Source organism: Pseudarthrobacter sp. RHLT1-30-1 (assembly GCF_059383415.1).
On sequence record NZ_JBWZCG010000030.1, the window covers coordinates 26,923 to 49,059 of the forward strand.

Here is a 22,137-nt window from a genome sequence, read left to right on the forward strand (position 1 = left end):
CATGACGACGAATGAGCCGGAGCCGCGGCAGGACCGCCCGGGCACCTCCCCCGGTGGCTGGCGGCCGCTGCCACAGCAGGCCAACCCGACCTGGCTGGGTCAGCTCCGGCCGGAGAACTACCGGCCGGCTCCGGCTCACGACGGCGGCCCGTTCCGGCAGCCACCCCTGCCCGCCCTTCCGGTGCTCCCGGCCCGCCGCGGCTCCGCCGGCTTCCTGGGGCTCGTGGTGGCCGGGGGCTTGCTCGTGTTCTTCAGCCTGTTCCTGGTCCTGCCTTTCCTGCTGGGCAGCACCGGGGTGTCCGGATTCGTGATCGGCTTCGCCGCTTCGCTGGTTCCGCTGGGAACCGTGCTGCTGACCGTGCGCTTCATCGACCGCTGGGAGCCGGAACCCAAGCCGCTGCTGCTCTTCGCGTTCGGCTGGGGAGCCGTCGTCTCGATTGCGGTGACGATGCTGCTCCAGCCCTATTTCTCGCTGCTGGCCGGGCCGGCCTCCGGGCTGGACTATACGACCTTCGCCGTCACGGTCCAGGCGCCGGTGGTGGAGGAATTCGCCAAGTCGCTGGGGCTGTTGCTGCTGTTGCTCTTCGCCCGGAAACACTTCGACGGGCCGGTCGACGGGGTGGTGTTCGCGTTCACGATCGCCGCAGGCTTCGCGTTTACCGAAAACATCCTGTACTTCGGCCGCGCCATCGCGACCTCGAGCGAGCCGGGCACCGACCTCGCGGTGGTGTTCTTCCTCCGCGGGGTCATGTCGCCGTTCGCGCACGCCATTTTCACCGGCACGACCGGGCTGATTCTGGGCCTCGCCGCGCGCCGCTGGCACAACGGGCTGTCCGTGCTGGCGTTCGGCGTCGGCCTCATTCCCGCGATGCTGCTGCACAGCGGCTGGAACAGCATGGGTCAGAACTTCCTGGCCCAGTACCTGCTGGTGCAGGTGCCGACCTTCCTGCTGGCGGTGCTGGTCATCGTGCTGCTGCGGGTCGCGGAGCGCCGGCTCACCCGTCAGCGGCTCACGGAATACGCGGCGGCGGGCTGGTTCACCGCGGCCGAGGTGGACATGCTTTCCACCGGCGGCGGACGGCGTGCCGCCCTCCGCTGGGCGGGATCCGTCGGGCGGCGGCCCCAGATGAAAGCGCTGCTGCACGCCGCCACCCGGCTCGCCTTCACCCGGCAGCGGATCCTCAGCGGCCGGGACGTGCCGGTCCACCAGCTCGACGAGCGGCACCAGCTCGGCGAAATAGTCGCGCTCCGGGCCGCCGTCGTCGGCTGACGGAGCACCTCGAAAGAGTCGCGCTCCGGGCCGCCGTCGGCTGGCAGGAGCACGAAAGAACCCCGCCGGGATGATCTGAACTGGTCCCCAAAAGTCAGAACTGATTTCTCAGTCCAACTTTCGGGGAGCAGTTCAGATCCGGGCGGGGTTCTTAGTTGAGCGTCGGTGCGCTAGGCGAGCAGTGAAGGCTTCAGCTGCTGCAGTCGGCCCAGCAGGCCGTTGATGAACGACGGCGACTCGTCCGTGGAGAGGGTTTTGGCCAGGGCCACAGCCTCGCTGACGGCCACGCCGTCGGGAACGTCCTCGTTGTAGAGCAGCTCCCAGGTGCCGATCCGCAGGATGATGCGGTCCACCGCGGGCATCCGTTCCAGGGTCCAGCCCTGCGAATAGGTTTCCAGGAATTCGTCGATCGCGGGCTGGTGCGAGACGACGCCCTCAACGATTTCGAGGGTGTACGGGTTGACGATCTGGTCCGTCTGCTCCCGGCGGGACTTCAGCACATCGAATGCCGACACCGAACGCTGTTCCGCCTCGAAGAGAACATCCAGGGCCCGGTTACGGGCCTTACCGCGTGCACTCACTAGTCGTTGACCCGCCCGAGGTAGCTGCCGTCGCGGGTGTCGACCTTGACCTTGGTGTTGTTCTCGACGAACAGCGGAACCTGGATCTCATAGCCGGTTTCGAGCGTGGCGGGCTTGGTGCCGGCCGAGGAGCGGTCGCCCTGCAGGCCCGGCTCCGTGTAGGTGATCTCGAGCACGACGCTCGGGGGCAGTTCGATGTAGAGCGGGTTGCCCTCGTGGATGGCGATGTTGACCATCTGGTTCTCGAGCATGAAGTTGGTGGCGTCACCGACGGTGGCACCGGACACGGTGAGCTGGTCGAAGTCGGCGGTGTCCATGAAGACGAAGTCCGCACCGTCCTGGTACAGGTACTGGTAGTCGCGGCGGTCGACCGTGGCGGTCTCAATCTTGAGTCCGGCGTTGAAGGTCTTATCAACGACCTTGCCGGACATCACGTTGCGCATCTTGGTGCGCACGAACGCGCCACCCTTGCCGGGCTTGACGTGCTGGAACTCAATGATGTTCCAGAGCTGGCCCTCAAGCTTAAGGACGGTTCCGTTCTTGATGTCGTTAGTGGTTGCCACAGTATCCTCTGGTTTCGTTTTTGGCGGCTTCTCGCTGCCAGCCGGTTATGCCAGGCCAGCATGCCGAACGGCCCGCCAGCCCTTAGTTATCAAAAAGCCAAGAACTATTCTACCGGCATTGTCGGTCCGCTGCCGGACGTTCCCGGGCGGGAGCGCCTCAGCCGTCGTTTTCCAGCACGTGCCGGGCGCGCTGCAGCGCCACCGTGGACGCGTAGATGCGCGACGCATCGGCGGAGCCGGCCACGCGCAGGTCCAGCGCCTTGGCGAAGTTTTCGACGGCGGCGGCAATGTTGCCGCTGGTGAAGTAGGACCGGCCAAGCAGCTGCCTGATGTCGGCCTCGTCCGGGGTGCCGCGGGTCTCCGCCAGAAGCTGGCGGAACAGTTCGACCGCACGGTCCACCCGGTGCGAGACCCGCAGGACGTCGGCTTCGAAAATCCGCAGGCGCAGCGAGGACGGATCGTTATAGCGGGCCTCGGCAAGCAGCTCGGCGGCTTCGGCCGGGTGCCCCTCGACGAGGCGCACGAAGATCAGGTCGCCGGGGTCGGTTGAGGCTGCCAGTGCAGCGGCGACGGCGTCTTCGTTGACGATCTGCGGGACCAGGGTGTCCGGGTTGATCTTGATCCCGCTCAGCCCTGCATCCGGCCAGTCGCTGGTGCCGCCTGTGATGAAGGGCATCAGGAGGCGATCTCCTGGTACGCGGCAAACAGCAGGGAGGTGTCCGGGACATCGAGGATGCCGGGGCGTCCGACGCCGTCCAGGACCACAAACCGCAACAGGTCGCCACGGGACTTCTTGTCGCGCCGCATGCCGTCGAGCAGGGCCTGCCAGCGGTCGCGCCGGTAGGTGATGGGCAGGCCGAGGCTTTCGAGGATGCTGCGGTGCCGGTCGGCGTCGGCGTCGCTGAGGCGGCCCACGCTGCGCGCCAGTTCGGCGGCGAACATCATCCCAACGGAGACGGCGGCGCCGTGGCGCCAGGAGTAACGCTCGGCCAGCTCGATCGCGTGGCCAAGGGTGTGGCCGTAGTTCAGGATTTCGCGCTGCCCGGTTTCCTTAAGGTCGTTGGAGACGACCCTGGCCTTGACCGTGATGGCGCGTTCGATCAGTTCCCGGACAGCGTCCGAGCGGGGATCGGAGACCGCGGCAGGATCTTTTTCGATCAGCGCCAGGATGGCGGGGTCGGCGATGAAACCGCACTTGATCACCTCTGCCATGCCGGAGATCATTTCGTTCTTGGGCAGGGTGTCCAGGGTGTCGAGGTCGGCGAGGACACCGGCGGGCGGGTGGAACGCCCCCACGAGGTTCTTGCCTTCGGCGGTGTTGATCCCGGTCTTGCCCCCGACGGCGGCATCGACCATGCCGAGCAGGGAAGTTGGCATGTGGATGACTTTGACCCCGCGGAGCCAGGTTGCGGCCACGAAGCCCGCCAGGTCAGTCACGGCGCCGCCTCCGACGGCGACGACGGCGTCCGAGCGGGTGAAGTCGTTCTGGCCCAGCACCTGCCAGCAGAACGAGGCGACCTCGATGTGCTTGCCCTCCTCGGCGTCGGGAATCTCGGCCGTGAGGGCCGTAAACCCGGCGCTGGCGAGCTCTTCCCGGACGGTGTCGCCGGTGAGGCGGAGCGCACGCGGGTGGATGACCAGGACGCGTTTGACCCGCTCGCCCAGCAGCCCGGGCAGGCTGGCGAGCAGGCCGCGGCCCACAACGACATCGTAGTTCTCGCCGGGCGTCTGCCCGGTGACCTTGATGACTGTTGATTCAGTGCTCACTTTTCAACTTCCTTTGTCGCCGCTGGCGTGGTTACGGCCGGGGTTTCCCCGGCAGCGTGGCCGCGCAGGGCATTTTCAATCCGGCGTGCAAGGTCGGGAACAGATCCGTGCCGCACGTCGATGACCAGGTCGGCCAGCCGCTCATAGACCGGCCGGCGGGTGGCGAAAAGCGTCTTCCACCGGTCCATGGCGTCTCCGGCGGCCAGCAGGGGCCGGCCCGAATTCCTGGCGATGCGTCCCGCCACGGTGTCCGCGTCGCACTCAAGGTAGACGACGGTACATTGGTCGAGCAGCTGCTGCGTGCCGGAGTCCAGCACCGCGCCGCCGCCCAGCGAGATGACCGTCGTGCTGCCCTGCGCATCTTCGATGGCCCGCGCCACGGCTCTGGCTTCCAGCTCCCGGAAGGCGCTCTCCCCGCGGCTGGCGAAGATCTCCGCGATGGATCCGTGGTTCGCCACCACCACAACGTCGGTGTCCACGAACGGGACCCCCAGCAGGTGGGAAAGCTGGTGGCCGATCGCCGATTTGCCGACCGCCATCGGTCCGATCAACGCAACAGGCCTGGCCAAGGCAATGGGCGGGGTCACGGGCGGGGTCAACGCAACGTGCCGGGCAGTCTTAGCGGCCGGCACAGCCGGCATTTCAGCCGACATTACTGGCCGATCGAGTCCAGGGACGCCGGAATGTTGTCCAGGTAACCCTTGATGTTGCGGGCGGTTTCCTGCACGGAATCGCCGCCGAACTTTTCCGTGACTGCCTCGGCCAGGACGAGTGCCACCATCGCCTCGGCGACGACGCCCGCGGCCGGGACCGCACAGACGTCGGAGCGCTGGTGGTGGGCCTTGGCAGCTTCGCCCGTGCTGACGTCAACCGTCTTCAGGGCGCGGGGCACGGTGGCGATCGGCTTCATCGCGGCCCGGACGCGGAGCACGTCGCCAATGCTCATGCCACCTTCGATCCCGCCGGCACGGTTGGACGTGCGGATGATCTTGCCGGTGGCGTCTTTCACAATCTCGTCATGCGCCGCCGAGCCGCGGCGGGAAGCGGTGAGGAAACCGTCGCCGACCTCAACGCCCTTGATGGCCTGGATGCCCATCAGGGCGGCAGCGAGCCGTGAATCGAGGCGGCGGTCCCAGTGGACGTAGCTGCCCAGTCCCGGCGGGAGCCCGTAGGCGAGGACCTCGACGACTCCGCCAAGGGTTTCGCCTTCCTTGTGTGCGATGTCGACTTCGGCGACCATGGCGTCGGAGGTCTCACGGTCGAAACAGCGCAGCGGGTCGGCGTCGAGGGCGAGGACGTCGGACGGGACCGGCAGCGGCCGGCCTTCCGGGACGGCCGTGCTGGCGATCGACACCGTATGAGAAACCAGCTCGATGCCGAGCTGCCGGAGGAATGCGGAGGCGACCGTGCCGAGGGCCACGCGGGTTGCCGTTTCGCGGGCGCTGGCGCGCTCCAGCACGGGACGCGCCTCGTCGAAACCGTATTTCTGCATGCCGGTGAAGTCCGCGTGTCCGGGCCGGGGGCGGGTCAGCGGGGCGTTGCGGGCCTGGTCGGCGAGGATTTCCGGGTCGACGGGATCGGCTGACATGATCTGTTCCCATTTGGGCCACTCGGTGTTGCCAACCTGGATGGCGATGGGACCGCCCTGGCTGATGCCGTGCCGGACCCCGCCAAGGATCGTGACCACGTCCTGCTCAAACTTCATCCGGGCGCCGCGGCCGTAGCCGAGCCGGCGGCGGGCCAGCGAATCGGCGATCCGGGCGCTGGTGAGTTCCACACCGGCGGGCACGCCTTCAATAATTCCGACCAGTGCCGGGCCATGGGATTCTCCGGCAGTCAACCAACGCAACATAAATTCCATCCTGCCATGTACGGCGGCTAGAACACCCGTCGGGGTGCCCCTACTGCGTCACACATCACATCTATGACTTCGGCGGGTACAGCCCCGCCCAGACCGGTGAAGTGGCGGACCTGTTCCACTGCCTGGTAGATGAGCATCTCGAGTCCGGGGACCACGGTGCCGCCGGCCTGCTGCCAGGCGGCGGCGATCCTGCTGGGCCACGGATCGTAGGCGACGTCCAGCAGGACCCCGGGCAGGCCTGGCACGGCCGCCCGGGAGAGCCCGCCCCCGCGGCGGGCGAAGAGCTCAGCCAGTTCGTCGGCCAGCTGGTCCGCCGCGCGGGGCGGCAGGGTGGAGATCACGACGTCGGCCGCGGCGACGGCGGGGGCCGCTTCGCTGAGCGGGAGGACCCGGACCGGCAGGGCCAGAGCCACGGCGGCAGCCCGTGCTTCCGCTGCCCGGCTGACATCGCGGACAAAGATGGTTGCCTCCGCCGCGCCCAGCTCCTTCAGTGCTGCGAGGGCGGCGGCTGCGGTCCCGCCTCCGCCCAGGACGGCACCGGTGGGTGCGGCCACGGCACCCGCATGGCGCAACGCGTTGACGATTCCGGCGACGTCGGTGTTGTAACCGACCAGCCGGGTGGAACCGGCACTGTCCCCCTGCGCCGGGGGCTCAAACGCGACCGTGTTCACGACCCCGAGCTCGCGGGCCACGCCGCGCACCTCGTCCACTTCGCGGGCCATGCCGGCCTTGAGCGGCATGGTGACCGACAGCCCGCGCCAGTCGTTCCCCTGACGGACGTCCTCCCGGACCCGGCCCATAAAGGCCGGCAGCGCTTCCTCGGTCACGTCGATCGCCGTGTAGTCCAGCTCCACGCCGAGATACGCGTAGGCGGCCCGGTGCAGCGCCGGCGATTTCGAATGGCTGATCGGGTGCCCCAGCACGGCGGCCCGGAGCGTCATACGCAGCGTCCGGGGTTGGCCTCACACCAGGTGTTGTAACGGGCCACGTACGTGTTGTGCTCGGCCAGGGTCTTGGAGAACAAAGTCTCCTTGGTGTCCAGGTTGATTGTCACCCAGTAGAGGTATTCGTTGGTCTTGGGCTTGGCGGCGGCGTCGATCGCCGTCTTGCCCGGCGAGCCGATCGGGCCCACCGGCAGGCCCTGGTTCGCGTAGGTGTTGTACGGGTTGGACTTGTCGGCCTTCTGGTCCTCGTCGATGTGGAAGCTCTTGATGCCGAGCCCATAGGTGACCGTGGCGTCGGACTGGATCAGCCCGTTCGTCTCGATGTTGTCCGGCTTGAGCCGGTTGTAGATGGCGCCCGCAACATCGCCGTATTCCGCCTGGCCGCCTTCGGCCTGGACGATGCTGGCGACCGTCACGACGTCGTACTGTTTCTCGGGATCCGTAACGCCCTGGGCCGTGAGTTCGTCCTGGGTGCTGGACACCAGAGTTTTCAGGACTTCCTTGGCAGGGGTGCCGAGCGGGAACCGGTGCTCGCCGGGGGCCAGGAAACCTTCGAGGTTCTGAGCCCTGGCCGACACACCGAACTGCCCGGGCGAGTCGCTGAGCGCCTTAAGTTGGGCGACCGGAACGCCGGTGCCCTCGGAGATCGCCTGGAGCGATTCCCCGATCCTGAGCCCGGCACTCAGGGCGAAGTACATGACCCTGTCCTGGTCCCGGTTCAGGAGCACGGCCACGGCATCGGAATTCTTCATCTCATTGCGCATGCTGAATTCACCGGGAGCCAGCGCCCCGCCGGAGGCCAGGAAATCCCGAAGGAAAGTGTCGGCGTTCGCGACCACCTTCTTGTCCTGCAGCTCGGTTGCGACGGACTTTGGCCCGGCACCTGGCGGCACGGTGATGACAACCTCGCCGGTTCCGGGGCCCGGATAGTCGGCCAGCGTGTCGCCGCCGAGGAGGGGTTTCAGGAACTGCGCGCCGACGGTGAGGGCCACGATAAAGACTGACAGGGTGAGCAGCAGCGCCAGGAAACGGCGCCGGCGGCGGACCTTCCTGGAAGGGCCCTTCGAAGTGGGGATGGCTGAACCTCCGGCCAGGACAACCCGGCCGTCTTCCTCGTGGTGGTATTCCGCCGGGCCGGCGTCCGCGTCGTCGTAAACGTAGTGGGCTTCGTCGGCGGGGTCGCCGTGGATTTCAGCGTGGTGGCCGGGTTCGTAGCCCGGCGCTTCGGCTTCATGGTGGGCTGCGTCGTGGTGGACAGCCTCAGGATGGGCAGCGTCTCGGTGGAATATCCCGCCCGCGTACTCGTGCTCGGGCACTTCGTGGACCGTCGCGTCGTGGCCCGCCCCACCGTGGAACTGCTCCGCGGCCGCGGGCTCTTCGTGAAACTGCTCTTCGTGCGCGGGCAACTCGTGCGCGGGCACATCGTGGATCTGCTCTTCGTGTGAGGACAACTCGTGCGCGGGGACATCGTGGATCTGCTCTTCGTGTGCGGGCAACTCCTGCGCGGGCGCATCCTGGATCTGCTCTTCGTGTGCGGACTCTTCGTGGACTTGTTCCTCATGCACGGTCGGGGCCGCCGTCGGCAACGCGGGCGTGCCGGCGGTCTTGGCCGGCTCGGCCGGGAGATCCTCGCCGGTCTCGAAAGCCTGCGGCGGGATAACGTCGTGACCCTGGGTTCCCTGGTATTTCTCCTGGGCCCTGATCTCCTTACGCGTCAGCGGTCGGCGGTCGGCGCCGAAAGCCTCACCGGCGGGGTCGTCACTGTTGACCGGGCTCACTGTAGCCTTCCAGTTTGGGCAAAATGCGTTGTGCAGAATGTGGGTCTAATACAGGCGTGGCCGGAACGATATCCCCGGTCGGCCCCGGTGCGGACTCCGCGTATACGCGGCTTCCGACCTCCGTCCCCCTGGCCCTTTGCATATCAATGGCATGTTGCAGGATACCTGCGGCCGCAACCTGATCAACCACCTTACGGTGATTCCGGGAGCTCATGCCAGCTTCATGCAGGTTCCGGTGGGCCGTGACCGTGCTCAGCCGTTCATCGACCAGCCGTACCGGGACCTCGGAACCACACTTGGCAAGTTTACCTGCCAGTAGCTTTGCGTAGTCCGTGGCCATCCGGGCCGAGGCGTGTTCCTCGCCCTTCATCGTCCGCGGCAGGCCGACAAAGACCTCGACCACTCCGAGTTCCACTGCAAGTTCCGCGAGGATCCGCACGTCGGTGTTCTTCTTCGTGTTCCGTGCCAGGGTCCGCAGGGGTGTTGCCAGGATGCCGTCACGGTCGCAGACCGCCACGCCTACCCGGACCGTGCCGACGTCCACCCCGAGTTTCACGCCCTGGGGGTAGTCGTCGGGCACGGCAGTTTCGTTCATGGCTCGTCCGCTATCGCCGGGTAATGGCGTCCACGACGGCGGTGAGAGCCGCGCCGACCTTGCCGGCGTCCGTGCCGCCGCCCTGGGCGACATCGTCCTTGCCGCCGCCGCCGCCGCCGAGGATGCCTGCCGCGAGGCGCACCAGGGCGCCCGCCTTGACGCCGGCCGTCCGGGCGGCGTCGTTGGTGGCGATCAGGATGACCGGCCGGTCATTGCTGACACCGGCGACCGCGACGGCCGCGGGCTCCGAACCGAGGCGTGTCCGCAGGTCCAGGGCCAGTCCGCGCAGGTCGTCCGCGCCGCTGACCTGGCCGGCGTCGTGAGCGATGACCTTGACGCCGGCGGCGTCCTGGGCCGTGCCCACGAGCTGTGCGGCTGCCGCGGTCAGCTGCTCCCGGCGCAGGCGGTCGAGTTCCTTCTCCGCCGTCTTGAGCTTTGTCAGCGTGGTCGCGATCCGGTCCGCGAGCAGGCCGGACGGAACCTTGAGCAGTTCGGTGAGTTCGGTGACCAGGGCGCGCTCTGCGGCGAGGTGCCGGAAGGCCTCCATGCCGACGAAGGCCTCGACGCGGCGGTTTCCCGATCCGACGGACTGTTCCCCGAGCAGGGACAGGCTGCCGATCAGCGAGGTGTTCTCGACGTGCGTGCCGCCGCACAGCTCGCGGGACCAGGCGCCGTCGATCTCCACGACGCGGACTTCGTTGCCGTAGTTCTCGCCGAAGAGTGCCATCGCGCCGAGGGCCTTGGCCTCGGCCAGCCCCATGATCCTGGTCTCCACCCGGTAGTTGTTGCGGATGGCGATGTTGGAGACTTCCTCGATCTCGGATCGGGTGGCCGGGCTGAGCCCTTCACCCCAGGCGAAGTCGAACCGCAGGTAGCCGGCCTTGTTGTAGGAGCCGCGCTGCAGCGCTTCCGGGCCAAGGATCTGGTGCAGGGCCGCGTGCACGATGTGCGTGCCGGTGTGGGCCTGCTCGGCGGCGTGCCGGCGTTCCCGGTCGACCGCCGCCTGGACGAGCGAGTCGGCGCCGATTTCACCCTCGCGGACGATTGCCTTGTGCACGCTCAGGCCCTTGACCGGGCGCTGGACGTCCAGGACCTCGACGACGAAGCCGTCGCCGGTGATCAGCCCGGTATCCGCGGCCTGGCCGCCGGCCTCGGCGTAGAACGGGGTCTCGGCCAGGACGAGTTCGATTTCGTCCCCCGTCGAGGCCTGGGAGACTTTGCGGCCGCCGGCGAGGATGCCGCGGACCTTGGACTCGCCGGAGAGTTCGGTGTAGCCGGTGAACACCGTTTCGCCGGCGGAGAGCAGCTCCTGGAAGGCACTAAGGTCTGCGTGCGACCCCTTTTTGCCCTTGGCGTCGGCCTGGGCGCGCTGGCGCTGTTCGAGCATAAGCTTGCGGAATTCGGGCTCGTCAACCTTCAGCCCGGCCTCTTCAGCCATTTCCAGCGTGAGGTCGATCGGGAATCCGTAGGTGTCGTGCAGGGCGAAGGCGTCGGCGCCGGAGAGCGGCCGGCCGGCGGACTGGGATTCCTTGACGGCGTCCTCAAGGCGGGCCGTGCCGGAGGCGATAGTGCGCAGGAACGCCTTTTCCTCGGCATAGGCGATCCGGCTGATCCGGTCGAAGTCCGTTTCCACGATCGGGTAGACGCCCTTCATGGCGTCCCGTGAGGCGGGCAGCAGTTCGGGCAGGCAGGCCTTTTCGACGCCGAGCAGCCGCATGGAGCGCACGGCCCGGCGGATCAGGCGGCGCAGCACGTAGCCGCGGCCTTCGTTGGAGGGCGTGACGCCGTCGGCGATCAGCATGAGGGAAGACCGGATGTGGTCCGCGACCACGCGCATCCGGACGTCGTCGGTGTGGTGCGGGTCCTCGGCGGATTCTGCGGAGGTGTACTCCCGGCCGGAGATGGCCGCCGCCCTGTCGATGACGGGGCGGACCTGGTCCGTCTCGTACATGTTTTCGACACCCTGCAGGATCATCGCGAGACGTTCCATGCCGAGGCCGGTGTCGATGTTCTTCTGCGGCAGTTCGCCGCTGATGTCGAAATCGACCTTGGAGCGCACGTTGTCGATCTGGTACTGCATGAACACGAGGTTCCAGATTTCCACGTACCGGTTCTCGTCGGCGATCGGACCGCCCTCGACGCCGTAGGCCGGGCCGCGGTCGTAGTAGATCTCGGAGCAGGGGCCGGCGGGGCCGGGCTGGCCGGTGGACCAGTAGTTGTCCGCCTTGCCCATCCGCTGGATCCGCTCGGCGGGCATGCCGGTGTTCTTGAGCCAGAGCTGCTCGGCTTCGTCGTCTTCTTCGTAGACGGTGACCCAGAGCTGCTCGGGCGGCAGTCCGTAGCCGCCGTCGTCAACGCTGCTGGTGAGCAGTTCCCAGGCGAACTTGATGGCGTCTTCCTTGAAGTAGTCGCCGAAGGAGAAGTTGCCGCACATCTGGAAGAAGGTGCCGTGGCGGGCCGTCTTGCCGACCTCCTCGATGTCGCCGGTGCGGATGCACTTCTGCACGCTGGTGGCACGCTTGTAGGGCGCCTGTTCGCGGGCCGTCAGGTAAGGAATGAACGGGACCATACCGGCCACCGTGAACAGCAGGGACGGGTCGCTGGAGACCAGCGAGGCGGAGGGCACCGCCGTGTGGCCCTTACTGACAAAAAAGTCGATCCAGCGCTTGGTGATCTCCTGCGACTTCATGAGCTGATTACGTACCCTTCAATATTCACTGCGTTCGTGGTTCACGCGTGTGGTCCGCGGAACGGTCTGGTCCCGGCCGACGGCCGTGCCGGCGGCCCCTGAACGGGTGCCGCCCAATTCTCATTCTCTCGCGGCTAGCGCCGGACTGCACCCCGGCCGGCTGAGCCGTGGACGATTGCCTTCTCCAGGCCGGCGTCGATGCCCAACGCACCCCGGAGCTCCGACTCCCGCTCGTTCATGCCCTCGCGGACCGCGTCGGCGAAGTCGTAGAGGCCGTCTGCGAGCCGGCCGACCGCGCGGTTCAGGCCCTCGGGGCCCAGATTGGACTGCGCTTCGGTGATCTTGCGGAAGGCGATGACGCCGATGGCGACGCCGATTCCCATCCAGATGATTCTGTTCATGTCAGGTTCTCCAGCTGGGGGTTAGCGGCTGCGGCGGCCGGTGGCGGGCTTTTTGCGGGCGGTGAAGGCCGAGCGCACGCCGTAGCTGAAGGAGGCGACCTTGATCAGCGGCGACCCGACGGTGGCGGCGACCAGTGAGGACAGCGCGGAGATGTTCGCGGACGCGTCCGAGACGTTGTTCGCGATCCCGTCGACCTTCTTCAGCTGCTGATTGGTGCTGGACACGGTGGCCGTGACCTCGTCCATCAGCGGGGTGGCGCCGTCGCTGATGGAACGGATGGAGGTCCGCACTTCGTCGAGCACTCCCCCGAGCTTCAGAATCGGCACCGCCAGCAGCAGGACCAGCAGTGCAAACACTCCGGCCGCGATCAGGCCGGCAATATCGCCACCAGTCATAGTCTTCATCTCCTTGTTGCGTCGTGTCCCTGCGAGCGTTCCGGGCTGACACAGCCGGCTGCCGCAGAACTCCCCCAAGTACCTTACATACAAAGAAGCCCGCGGCGCTTGCCACGGGCTTCTTTGTAAGGTGTCGTGCTGGATCTAGCGTGCGTAGAATTCCACGACGAGCTGCTCTTCGCAGGTCACGGGGACCTCGGAGCGCTTGGGGCGGCGGACCAGGCGTGCCTGCAGGGCGTCAAGCTTGACGTCCAGGTAGGCCGGAACCATCGGCAGGACGTCGCGGTGAGCGCCGGCTGCTGCAACCTGGAACGGAGGCATCGGCTCGCTGCGGCTGTGAACGTGGACCAGCTGGCCCTCGGCGACGCGGAAAGACGGGCGGTCAACGCGGATGCCGTCGACCAGGATGTGGCGGTGGACAACCAGCTGGCGGGCCTGCGCGATGGTGCGGGCGAAGCCTGCACGCAGCACGAGTGCGTCGAGACGCATTTCGAGCAGTTCAATCAGGTTTTCACCGGTCAGGCCCTTGGTGCGGCGTGCTTCTTCGAAGGCACGGGTCATCTGGGCTTCGCGGATGCCGTACTGGGCGCGCAGACGCTGCTTTTCGCGCAGACGTACGGCGTAGTCGGAGTCCTGCTTCTTGCGGGCACGGCCATGCTCACCGGGGCCGTACGGGCGGCGCTCCATGTACTTGGCGGCCTTGGGGGTCAGAGCGATGCCGAGTGCACGCGAAAGGCGTGCGGTCCGGCGAGCACGAGTGTTGTTCGCCACTTGTGTCCTTCCAATATCTGCGGTGTGAGTGTGTTACTGGCCTCCACGATGGAGAGCATCGGCCAACCGCTGCCTTTTGCTACTGGGCACAGGGCAAACCCATCCGAAGACAACGCAACAACGTGCGATGCCGGATTCGAGTGGATTGTGCGTCCGCGCCTTGCCAGACAACGAACAAGCCTACCACCTCGGCGCCGGCGGGCCGTCAGGCCGTCGCAACGGTCGCCGTCAGGTCAGCGCGTGCACGCCCCGGCTGCTGCGGCGCCCGTAGGATGCCGCGCCCAGGAATTCCACGGCCACAAACGCGGCGGACCCGACGACCCATTCATCGTGGCCGGGCGGAATCGCATAGGTATCGTTGGCGTGGATTGTGGTGCGTAGCCCGTCGGCGGATTCCACTGCCATCTCCCCCGAGATGCAGAAGCCGAGGTGGTGGTGCTGGCACAGCTCGGTCTGGTCGTCGGGTCTGAGGGATTCGGACCAGCGCCAGGCGGGTCCGAGAACCAGCCGCGCCACCGCGTAGTCGTTCACGGTGACAAGGTCGAATTCGGCGTTGTCGGGGCACCGTTTCTTGTCCGGTACATCAAAGGACTTAGCGGCCAAAGCTGTGACGAAATTCACGGACATGGTCCTACACCTAGGGAATCGGGCGGTAAAGCCTGGCACAAGGCCAGGCTACTGGGGTGCCGGCCGCCGACCGTAGGTGCTGGCGGCGAAGGGCCGGCGGGAGGTGCCGGTGTCCCCCATCCAGGCAGACACATGCAGCAGGTCCTTGCTGACTTAAACCCACGTTAGACCTCAGGGACCGGAAGTCAACGGCGAGTTTCCGGGCTCTCCGGTCACGCGCCCCGGATGATCCGGCGCAGCCGCTCCAGCCGGGTGGAGATGTCCCGTTCGGCACCGTTGCCGGTCGGCTCGTAGTAGTTGCGGCCCACCAGGTCGTCCGGCGGGTACTGCTGGGTGGCCACCGAGTGCGGGGCATCATGGGCGTATTTGTAGCCCTGCCCGTGTCCCAGCTGTTTGGACCCCGGGTAGTGGGCATCGCGCAGGTGGGCGGGGATGCCGTTGCCGAGGCCGGCGCGGACGTCCGCGATCGCCTGGTTGATCCCCAGATAGGCGGCGTTGGATTTGGGCGCGGTGGCGAGGTGGACCACGGCCTCCGCCAGGATGATGCGGCCTTCCGGCATGCCGATCAGCTGCACCGCCTGGGCGGCGGCGACGGCGGTCAGCAGCGCCGTCGGGTCCGCCATGCCGACGTCCTCCGCCGCGGAAATGACGATCCGCCGGGCCACGAACCGCGGGTCCTCCCCCGCCTCAAGCATCCGGGCCAGGTAGTGCAGGGCGGCGTCGACGTCGGAGCCCCGGATTGATTTGATGAACGCGCTGGCGACGTCATAGTGCTGGTCGCCAGCGCGGTCGTAGCGCACCGACGCGACGTCCAGGGCCCGTTCCGTGTGCTTGAGCTCGATCTTTACCGGAGCGGCACCGGCCGCGTCAGCGGCGCCGACCACGACTGCGTCGGCGTTGTCAACATCGCCGTACGCGACGCCGGCGGCCGCCTCCAGCGCAGTCAGCGCCCGACGGGCGTCCCCGCCGGAGAGCCGGACGAGGTGTGCCAGGGCTTCGGCGCTGAGTTCCACCTTGCCGCCGAGCCCGCGGTGGTCGGCCGTCGCCCGCAGCAGCAGTCCCTCGACGTCGGCGTCGGTGAGCGGCTTGAGTGTCAGCAGCAGCGACCGCGAGAGCAGCGGAGAGACGACCGAGAAGGAGGGATTTTCGGTGGTTGCCGCGACCAGGACCACCCAGCGGTTCTCGACGCCGGGCAGCAGGGCGTCCTGCTGGGCCTTGTTGAAGCGGTGGATCTCATCCAGGAACAGCACGGTGGTGGTCTTGAAGAGGTCCCGGGCGGTGAGCGCCTCCTCCATCACGCGACGGACGTCCTTTACACCGGCGGTGATGGCGGAGAGCTCAACGAACTTCCGGCCCGGGCCTTTGGCGATAACGTGCGCGAGGGTGGTCTTGCCGGTGCCGGGCGGCCCCCAGAGGATCAGTGAACTGGGTCCGGCGGGGCCGGTGGCGTCGGTTCCGGCGGCGAGCTGGCGCAGCGGCGAACCCTGCCCGAGGAGGTGCTGCTGGCCGACCACGTCATCGAGCGTCCGGGGCCGCATCCGAACGGCGAGCGGGCTGCGCGGTGAGGCGGAGCGGCGCGCAGAGCCTCCCTCGACCGTCTCGTCGGTGTCGCTGTCGTCCTCGATAGCGCTGCCGCTGTCCCGTCCTGCGCCAAAGAGATCTTCCACATAGATAGGCTACTTCTAGTTCCTGCCCGCCCCGACACACACCCCACAACGGAGACCCAAGCCATGGCACCCAGCGAAACCCGTGCGGCCTTCGTCTCCGGTGCCCGGCTGCCCGGCTGGGTGGAGCGCTTCGCGGCGAGCCACGGCGGGCTGGTGGAGGAGGAGCACGACGGCGGCCTGCAGCTGCGGGCCGCGGATGGCGCCGCGGCCCTGCTGCAGGCGCCGTGGCCCGACGACGGGCGTCCCGGGCGCGGTGCCGACGCCGTGGCGCGGCTGGCGTCGCTCGCATTGCAGCCGCGTTGCATCGGTGCCGTCCTGGTCCGCCGCGGCGGCTATTCGGTGGCTGTGGTCAGCGGCGGAGCCGTGCTGGCGTCCAAGACCGGCACCCGCCACGTCCAGTCCCGGACGGCGGCGGGCGGCTGGTCCCAGCAGCGCTTCGCTCGGCGGCGCGCAAACCAGGCCGATGCGCTGGTGGAGGCTGTTGCCGGGCATGCGGCCCGGATTTTTGCGGACCACCGGATCGAGTACCTGGCGCCGGGCGGCGACCGTACCCTGGCGGAGCTGGTCCTCGCCGAACCGGTGCTGAAGCAGTACGCCGCACGTCCCCGGCTGGCGTTCCTGGACGTCCCTGATCCGCGTGCCGTGGTTTTGAAGAAGGCGGCGTCGGACCTATGCACGGTGCGGATCCTGGTGACGGACCCGCCGGCCTAGAATCGGCCGGCATGGTTCAGCGGACGAGTATCATCAGCCTGCTTAGCATTTTGCCTAATGTGGTCTAAAATTATGGCATTAGCCGCCACATGCCGGCGGACCGACTGTAGGGAGAACGCTATGGGTCTGGATGACAAAATCGGCAACGCTGCCGAGAAGCTAGCAGGCAAAGGCAAGGAATCCGCCGGTGAGGCCACGGGTGATGAGAGCCTGAAGGCCGAAGGCAAGGGCGACCAAGCCGCAGCCGACATCAAGCAGGCCGGCGAAAAGGTGAAGGACGCCTTCAAGCATTAGCCGACCAACAGCGGAAGGGAGGGCGCGGGTTCCGGACGGAATTTGCGCCCTTCTGCGTCCCCGCTTATGCGCCGAGTCCGTGCGTTTGGCCGCGTCGACGCTCATGCGCCGCGTCCATGCTTACTCGTCAGCCGGACCGGAGCGAGGCAAGCGCGAGCCTTCCTCGCTGGCGTCCCGGCCCGGCGCCGGCGACGCATCGCGCAGGACCGCGGGTGCCGACCGGGGACGCCGCGGCGCCCCCAGCGCGTGGACGAACCTTTCCAGCTGCTCCTGAAAAGTGCGCCAGTCTTCCGCATCCAGAGCTGCAGGGTAGGCATCAATTTCGGCCTGGCGGGCAGTGACCAGCGCCGCCCTGCCCGCCGACGTCAGCTGCACATGGAGTTGGCGTCGATCGGCGGGATTCCGCGTCCTTGTGATGTAGCCGCCCGCTTCCAACCGGGCCAGCACCCTGCCCAGGGTCTGGCTTTGGACATGCACTTTGGCTGCGAGCTGCTCCTGGTTCAGCGGACGGGGAGCGATTGCTTCCAGGGCGATCAGGGCGGCCCGGGTCATGTTCAGCGGCGCAAGCGCCTCGTTCTGTCGGTACCGGATCAGGCGGGCCGCTGTCATAACCAACCGGCAGGTGCCCTGGAGGTACGGTTCAATTTCGCGTGTCATGGGTGCCACGTTCCCGTGTCACGGGCTCCCGCGTCACTGGCTCCCGCGTCACTGGCTCCCGCGTCAGGGGTTCCCGCGTCCCGGACTCCCGCACCAGGGTCAAGAACCAAGGATTGACGATGACGCCGACGGACAGAGCCCGGAGCGCCGCGTCGCTCCGGGCGACGGTCAGGACATGATGTACTTCGGTGGCCTTGATTTTGCACGTTCCTACCATAAGCATGCTTACTAAGCATTTGGCAAGCATGCTTAGTAGTTGCGCGGCTGGCGTCGCGGCCAATTCCGCGGCTACAACCTCCCTGGTCTCAGCGGTCGCGCTCGTCCAGATCGTTTGGGAAAACACGGTGGCGCGGATTGTCACTCGATCCGCGAACATACACGCGGGGCGAACCCAAGACCGGAGCCTGTAGCCACATCGGCACCCGTGCAATCCAGCCAATGATCCAGAATCCGGCGCCGGCCACGACCATCAGCGCGATGCCACCCCAAAAGGCCCTCGGACACCACACCGGACCGAGCATGTCCTGTCCCAGTTCAGTGCTTCCGGCGACGGTGGCGAAGAGACCCGCGATCAGGAAGAAGCCGATAAAGCCTCCGCCGGCCCGGATGGCTTCGCCGCCGAGAACGCCTGACAACAGCAGCGGAAGCACGATTCCGGCACCGATCAGCCACATGGCCACAACACCGAGAGCCTCTCCTGCGTCCCCGTCAACATTGTCGCTGAGTGGTCCGATGATGAACCCGGCGCCGATCGATACGAACATAAAAGCGATGAGGATGGTGCTGGTCGTATTGATGAAGCGATCGCTGAAGCGGAACGTTCCGGTCGGGCTGCGGGTTTGCGCGGGCACCTGCCGCGTCGGCGCCCACGGCGTGGGCTGGCTTGCGGGGCTACTTTTTCTGGCTCTTCGCCTGTCGGCTTTCTTCTGGCGCACCATCAGCACTCCCAATTATCGATCAAATGGATAAATGGAGTCTACGGTGCAAAGGTGAGCCGACTGCCATCCCGCCGGCCGCCTGATCCCCCAAGAAATCCCGGAATGGGCCGCCGTTCCGTCCCCGAACATCTGCAGATGGAACGGCGGCCCGCTAGCAGTCGGACTGGCGATGCCCTGCGGCTACTCCTCCGGAGCCAGCGTGACAGTGACCCCGTTGAGTGCCGGGCTGAAGTCGAGCTGGCAGGAGAGCCGCGATCCGCACTCCTGGTAGCCCTCGGCCTCGACCAGGAGTTCGAGTTCGTCCTCGCTGCGTTCGCCCAGGCTGTTAAAGACTTCCGTCGCCAGGAAGACGTGGCAGGTCGCGCAGGAGGCGGTGCCACCACAGGATGCCAGGACCGGCAGGTCGTTGTCGCGGAGGGCCTCCATCAGGGTCTGGTCCGGTTCCCACTCGAGGTCGTGGTTGGCACCGTCGCGGTCGATGACGACGAGTTTGTTGCTGCTCATGGAAGTTCCTTTGCGTAGGGTGCGGGGGCAGTCAGGGCGTCGGCCGTCTCGGCGTCGGCCATAACGCAGTCAACGAGGGCGGTAGCGGGGTCCGCGGCGAGCGAGGGATTGATCCGCGCCCCCTGGGCAATCAGCTTCTTGGCGGGCCGGAAGTCGGCGAGGCCTGCGATGGTGTCGACGGCGGCCAGGCGCCCGTTCCGGAGGTACACCGCGGAGAACTTCCCTGCGGCGGGGTTGCCGCGCACGATCACCTCGTCGTCCGGGTGGCGGACGCCGGCAGTCTGGAGCCTGACACCGTGCTGGACGGTCCAGAACCAGGGAATCTCCGGGTCCGCGGCGGGCTGGCCGGTGAGGTGCGCTGCCACCACATCGGCCTGGGCCAGCGCGTTCTGGATGCATTCGAGGCGCTGGCTGGCACCGTCGAGAGTGCTGGTGAAGCGCGTAACGTCACCCACCGCGTAGATGTCCGGGTCGGAGGTCCGTCCGTGCCCATCAACAAGGATCCCGTCCCGGCACCGGAGCCCTGCGGCTTCCGCCAGCTCCTGGTTGGGCAGCACGCCTATTCCGGCGAGCACGACGTCGGCCGCGTGCGCGGCGCCGTCCGCGGTGATGACACGCTCCGCACGGTCGGAGCCTTCGACGGCCGTGACCGCGGCGCCAAAAACGAAGCGAACGCCGTTCTGGCTGTGCAGTCGCTCGAAGAATCGGGACACCGGTTCGGACGTCACGCGGCTCATCACGCGGTCCTGGAATTCGAGCACCGTGATCTGACAGCCTGCGGCCGCGGCAGCAGCGGCGACCTCAAGGCCGATGTACCCGGCGCCGATGACGGCGACCCGGGCTCCGCGGACCAGGCTCCGCTTGAGCTCGAGCGCGTCGTCCCTGGTCCGCAGCGCCAGCACCCCGGGAAGGCCGGCGCCGGGAACCGTCAGGGCCCTTGCCCGTGAACCGGTGGCGATGACAAGCCGGGAGTAGCCGTGTCCGCTTCCGTCGGACAGCTGGACGGTCCGGAGGGCCGGGTCGATGCTGTCGACGGTCAGTCCCGCCCGCCGGTCGATGCGCTTGTCTTCGTAGAACTTCTCTTTGCGCAGCACGGCGGACTCATCCGCGGCGCCGGCCTTGAGGAGTTCCTTGGAAAGCGGAGGGCGTTCGTAGGGGGTCTCCTTTTCTGCCTCGAGCAGCAGGATGCCCCCGTCCCAGCCGCGGGTGCGCAGGCCTGCGGCCACCGCGACGCCGGAGTGGCCGGCGCCGATGATGATTATGGGATCCTGGCGTGTGCCTGTGGGCTGCGGGCTAGGCATTGGACTCCCCCAGTTCCACGTAAAGGTGCTCGGGGCCGGAGTTGGTCAGGTTGTTTCCACGGACGTATTCGATGGGCTTGTCGGGGTGGAGGTTGAGTGAGTCCAGCTTTTCCGCGAGAAGTTGTACCGTGACCAGGACCTCCAGCCTCGCCAGCGGCGCGCCGAGGCAGCTGTGAACACCGTGCCCGAAGCCCAGATGCCCGTCGGTGTTGCGGTCGATGTCGAACGTCTCACCGTCGGGGTATTTGTTGCTGTCGCGGTTCGCGGCGGCGGGAAGCAGCCGGACGATGGAGCCGGCGGGGATTCGCACGCCGGCAACATCCACTTCTTCGGTGGTGATCCGGCTGGCGCGCTGTACCGTCCCCCGGTACCGGGCGAGTTCCTCGACGAAGAGGTTTGCGTCGTCCGGGTTCCGCCGGATCCGCTTCAGCAGTTCCGGCTGGTCGCTGAAGGCACGGAATGCGTTGGCGAGCAGGATGGTGGTGGTGTCGTGTCCGGCGACGAAGACGAAGGCACAGAGTTCCTTGGCTTCCTTCTCGCCGAGCAGGCCGTCCTTCCACATCCGGGCGATGTGGCCGCCCACGGAGTCGCTCTCCTCGCGGTACAGGCGCTCCAAATTGTCCTTGAGGTACGCGAAGAACTCCATGGTGCTTTGCTCGTCGGTTCCGGTCCCCTGGGCGTTGCGTGCCAGCCGGCCGAAGTAACTGAAAGTCTCATCCGACCAGAACTTCATCTTCTCGAAGTCCTCGGCCGGGACGTCCAACAGGGCGCTAATGGTGGACATGCTCAGCGGGATTGCGTAGTCGTCGACAGCGTCGCCCCCTCCCGCAGCAAGCATCGGGGCCAGGTATTTGCTGGCGTTCTCCCGAACCCGTTCCTCGAAGCGGGCGATGGCCTTCGGAATGAACGCCTGGGCCACGACCTTGCGAAGCCGGGTATGGTTCGGTGCATCGAACAGGGTCAGGAACGTCAGCGGGACCGGGTCAACGACCTGGGAGGAGAAAATCTTGGGGGCGCGCATGGCTTTACGGACATCGTCATAGCGGGAAATGAACCAGACATCCGAGACCGGTGATGCGGCGCGGAGGACCGGGGCGTTGTCGCGCATCCATTCATAGTGCGCATACGGATCGCCCTGGGTGCCGTCGTCTACGACCCTAAACGGTGCCATGCCTTCCGGCCAGGGGAGTTCATGGGCGTACGGGGGCAGTCCGGCCGAAGCGGCGGGGGGCACGTCGGCGGGCACGTCGGCGGGCAATAGTTCAGTGGTGGCAGCAGACATCGTTGTCCTTCTGTCGGAGTGCATCGACGTGATGTACGTCTCAACCAACAATGCCCAGTGAGGACCGTTCCATCCCATAGGGCTTCCGTTCATCGGTTGTTAAAGCCGCCCGACGGCGGGGCGGCACATCGGAATCCGCTGTTGCTCATCCCGGTTCCTTCACCTGCGGCGGCACGCAGCGGGAAGGTAGCGCAGGCAGTAGCTGTCGGTTCAGACGAGCCGCCTCGGAGCACCTTGCGGGGGCAACGGGGCCCGCCGCGGCTGGAGGCTTGCGTCGCTGTTCCTCCGCCCGGGATCGTGTCGCAGCAGGCCGCGGTTTGGACAGACGCCTCAACCTGTACGACGCGAGATAGCCGGTCAGGCGTGGTGGACCAGAAAGTGTTCCAGGGCGGACTCATTGAGGGGCTCGTAGTAGACCGGGTCGTCGGGGTCTGCGGCACGGAATGAGTACCCGGCCGTGAGCAGGTGCCAGTCCGGGAAGGGGTCCGCGGGCAGCTCCTGTTCCTGTTTTGGGAACGGATCCGGTGGCAATTCCTGTTC

The 22,137-nt window shown here is 67.1% G+C and carries 24 protein-coding genes; 3 read left to right on the top strand and 21 right to left on the bottom strand.

Going from position 1 to position 22,137, the window contains the following annotated elements; all coding sequences use genetic code 11:
• Position 1 precedes the first annotated feature (1 nt).
• Positions 2 to 1,270, top strand: a complete 1,269-nt coding sequence (locus AC50YM_RS17665; RefSeq protein WP_494958250.1) for a PrsW family intramembrane metalloprotease — start codon at positions 2 to 4, stop codon at positions 1,268 to 1,270.
• A 170-nt stretch (positions 1,271 to 1,440) separates the two neighbouring features.
• On the opposite strand, the gene nusB is transcribed toward AC50YM_RS17665, so the two are convergent.
• The 15 genes from nusB to AC50YM_RS17740 all read right to left on the bottom strand — a co-directional run bounded on the left by nusB (position 1,441) and on the right by AC50YM_RS17740 (position 15,910).
• A complete protein-coding gene (gene nusB / locus AC50YM_RS17670) occupies positions 1,441 to 1,851 on the bottom strand; it encodes a transcription antitermination factor NusB (RefSeq protein ID WP_494958251.1) in 411 nt (136 codons plus the stop codon).
• Positions 1,851 to 2,414, bottom strand: coding sequence for an elongation factor P (gene efp, locus AC50YM_RS17675; protein ID WP_494958252.1), 564 nt, complete (start codon positions 2,412 to 2,414; stop codon positions 1,851 to 1,853). Before efp ends, nusB begins: the two co-directional genes overlap by 1 nt.
• A gap of 157 nt (positions 2,415 to 2,571) precedes the next feature.
• The gene (locus AC50YM_RS17680) at positions 2,572 to 3,090 is read right to left on the bottom strand and encodes a tetratricopeptide repeat protein (RefSeq protein ID WP_494958253.1); all 519 of its coding nucleotides are present in this window, start codon (positions 3,088 to 3,090) and stop codon (positions 2,572 to 2,574) included.
• Positions 3,090 to 4,181, bottom strand: a complete 1,092-nt coding sequence (aroB, locus tag AC50YM_RS17685; RefSeq protein ID WP_494958254.1) for a 3-dehydroquinate synthase — start codon at positions 4,179 to 4,181, stop codon at positions 3,090 to 3,092. Before aroB ends, AC50YM_RS17680 begins: the two co-directional genes overlap by 1 nt.
• Positions 4,178 to 4,720: a shikimate kinase gene (locus AC50YM_RS17690; protein WP_494958274.1), complete on the bottom strand. Its 543-nt coding sequence runs from the start codon at positions 4,718 to 4,720 to the stop codon at positions 4,178 to 4,180. The genes aroB and AC50YM_RS17690 overlap by 4 nt, the downstream gene beginning before the upstream one ends.
• 113 nt (positions 4,721 to 4,833) lie before the next feature.
• Complete coding sequence (gene aroC, locus AC50YM_RS17695) at positions 4,834 to 6,033, bottom strand: chorismate synthase (protein ID WP_494958255.1); 1,200 nt, start codon at positions 6,031 to 6,033, stop codon at positions 4,834 to 4,836.
• Positions 6,034 to 6,059: 26 nt separating this feature from the next.
• Positions 6,060 to 6,983 (bottom strand): shikimate dehydrogenase, encoded by a 924-nt coding sequence (locus tag AC50YM_RS17700; RefSeq protein ID WP_494958256.1) that lies wholly within the window; start codon positions 6,981 to 6,983, stop codon positions 6,060 to 6,062.
• Positions 6,980 to 8,764 (bottom strand): endolytic transglycosylase MltG, encoded by a 1,785-nt coding sequence (gene mltG / locus AC50YM_RS17705; RefSeq protein ID WP_494958257.1) that lies wholly within the window; start codon positions 8,762 to 8,764, stop codon positions 6,980 to 6,982. Before mltG ends, AC50YM_RS17700 begins: the two co-directional genes overlap by 4 nt.
• On the bottom strand, positions 8,745 to 9,359 hold the full coding sequence (ruvX, locus tag AC50YM_RS17710) for a Holliday junction resolvase RuvX (protein WP_494958258.1): 615 nt from the start codon (positions 9,357 to 9,359) through the stop codon (positions 8,745 to 8,747). The genes mltG and ruvX overlap by 20 nt, the downstream gene beginning before the upstream one ends.
• 10 nt (positions 9,360 to 9,369) lie before the next feature.
• Positions 9,370 to 12,048, bottom strand: coding sequence for an alanine--tRNA ligase (gene alaS / locus AC50YM_RS17715; RefSeq protein ID WP_494958259.1), 2,679 nt, complete (start codon positions 12,046 to 12,048; stop codon positions 9,370 to 9,372).
• Between the two features lie 134 nt (positions 12,049 to 12,182).
• Positions 12,183 to 12,449: a DUF6167 family protein gene (locus tag AC50YM_RS17720; RefSeq protein ID WP_494958260.1), complete on the bottom strand. Its 267-nt coding sequence runs from the start codon at positions 12,447 to 12,449 to the stop codon at positions 12,183 to 12,185.
• 21 nt (positions 12,450 to 12,470) lie between these two features.
• The gene (locus AC50YM_RS17725) at positions 12,471 to 12,845 is read right to left on the bottom strand and encodes a DUF948 domain-containing protein (protein ID WP_494958261.1); all 375 of its coding nucleotides are present in this window, start codon (positions 12,843 to 12,845) and stop codon (positions 12,471 to 12,473) included.
• A gap of 144 nt (positions 12,846 to 12,989) precedes the next feature.
• Entirely contained in the window at positions 12,990 to 13,616 is a 627-nt protein-coding gene (rpsD, locus tag AC50YM_RS17730; protein WP_494958262.1) for a 30S ribosomal protein S4, read from the bottom strand.
• Positions 13,617 to 13,844: 228 nt separating this feature from the next.
• Complete coding sequence (locus AC50YM_RS17735) at positions 13,845 to 14,243, bottom strand: cupin domain-containing protein (RefSeq protein ID WP_494958263.1); 399 nt, start codon at positions 14,241 to 14,243, stop codon at positions 13,845 to 13,847.
• A 212-nt stretch (positions 14,244 to 14,455) separates the two neighbouring features.
• Positions 14,456 to 15,910: a replication-associated recombination protein A gene (locus AC50YM_RS17740; RefSeq protein WP_494958264.1), complete on the bottom strand. Its 1,455-nt coding sequence runs from the start codon at positions 15,908 to 15,910 to the stop codon at positions 14,456 to 14,458.
• Positions 15,911 to 15,973: 63 nt separating this feature from the next.
• On the opposite strand from AC50YM_RS17740, the gene AC50YM_RS17745 reads away from it, so the two are divergent.
• A complete protein-coding gene (locus AC50YM_RS17745; RefSeq protein ID WP_494958265.1) occupies positions 15,974 to 16,621 on the top strand; it encodes an acVLRF1 family peptidyl-tRNA hydrolase in 648 nt (215 codons plus the stop codon).
• A 120-nt stretch (positions 16,622 to 16,741) separates the two neighbouring features.
• The gene (locus AC50YM_RS17750) at positions 16,742 to 16,915 is read left to right on the top strand and encodes a CsbD family protein (RefSeq protein ID WP_494958266.1); all 174 of its coding nucleotides are present in this window, start codon (positions 16,742 to 16,744) and stop codon (positions 16,913 to 16,915) included.
• A 120-nt stretch (positions 16,916 to 17,035) separates the two neighbouring features.
• On the opposite strand, the gene AC50YM_RS17755 is transcribed toward AC50YM_RS17750, so the two are convergent.
• The 6 genes from AC50YM_RS17755 to AC50YM_RS17780 form a co-directional block, all read right to left on the bottom strand.
• On the bottom strand, positions 17,036 to 17,572 hold the full coding sequence (locus AC50YM_RS17755) for a MarR family winged helix-turn-helix transcriptional regulator (RefSeq protein ID WP_494958267.1): 537 nt from the start codon (positions 17,570 to 17,572) through the stop codon (positions 17,036 to 17,038).
• 305 nt (positions 17,573 to 17,877) lie between these two features.
• Positions 17,878 to 18,510: a hypothetical protein gene (locus AC50YM_RS17760; RefSeq protein WP_494958268.1), complete on the bottom strand. Its 633-nt coding sequence runs from the start codon at positions 18,508 to 18,510 to the stop codon at positions 17,878 to 17,880.
• A gap of 180 nt (positions 18,511 to 18,690) precedes the next feature.
• Positions 18,691 to 19,014 carry a 2Fe-2S iron-sulfur cluster-binding protein gene (locus tag AC50YM_RS17765; protein ID WP_494958269.1) on the bottom strand — a complete coding sequence of 108 codons (324 nt, stop codon included), beginning with the start codon at positions 19,012 to 19,014 and terminating at the stop codon, positions 18,691 to 18,693.
• Positions 19,011 to 20,315, bottom strand: a complete 1,305-nt coding sequence (locus tag AC50YM_RS17770) for an NAD(P)/FAD-dependent oxidoreductase (RefSeq protein ID WP_494958270.1) — start codon at positions 20,313 to 20,315, stop codon at positions 19,011 to 19,013. Before AC50YM_RS17770 ends, AC50YM_RS17765 begins: the two co-directional genes overlap by 4 nt.
• Complete coding sequence (locus AC50YM_RS17775) at positions 20,308 to 21,597, bottom strand: cytochrome P450 (protein ID WP_494958271.1); 1,290 nt, start codon at positions 21,595 to 21,597, stop codon at positions 20,308 to 20,310. The genes AC50YM_RS17770 and AC50YM_RS17775 overlap by 8 nt, the downstream gene beginning before the upstream one ends.
• 357 nt (positions 21,598 to 21,954) lie before the next feature.
• A partial coding sequence (locus AC50YM_RS17780; RefSeq protein WP_494958272.1) for a hypothetical protein occupies positions 21,955 to 22,137 on the bottom strand: 183 nt, incomplete at its 5' end.